Genomic DNA, 440 nt, shown 5'->3' on the forward strand with positions numbered 1-440 from the left:
TTTTTCCAGAGGAGCGGCGCAAGGTTATCGCCATCACGCCTGTCAATAACTGGCCGCGCTTTGTGGGCGGCCACTTTTTCTCCATCAATGCCGCGCGGATTTAAAACCGCGTCATTAACGGCCTGCGGGGTTATTTCGTTAAATCTGATCCTTTCAATGGGAACTTTTTCCGTTTTTGCGGTAATAGCGTTACGCAAATGCCACGCTATCGCTTCCCCTTCGCGGTCATTATCGCAGGCCAGCAGCACCTTGCCGGATTTTTTCGCATCCGTTTGCAATTCTTTTAAAATTTTCGCCCTTCCGCGGACTGTGATATATTCAGGCCCAAAATTATGATCCACGTCTATCGCTGTTCTTGATTTGGGCAGATCAATAAGATGACCCATCGACGCTTTTACATTCTCGGAATGACTTAAGCACTTTTCGATCGTTCTCACTTT

1 protein-coding gene is annotated in these 440 nt (G+C 47.5%); it reads right to left on the bottom strand.

Annotation, left to right across the window (positions count from 1 at the left end; genetic code table 11):
• Positions 1-440, bottom strand: a 440-nt coding sequence (locus ACYVRA_RS09065; RefSeq protein WP_461252380.1) for a toprim domain-containing protein, incomplete at both ends; no start/stop codon positions are given.

It is taken from the genome of Treponema sp. R8-4-B8 (assembly GCF_054786175.1).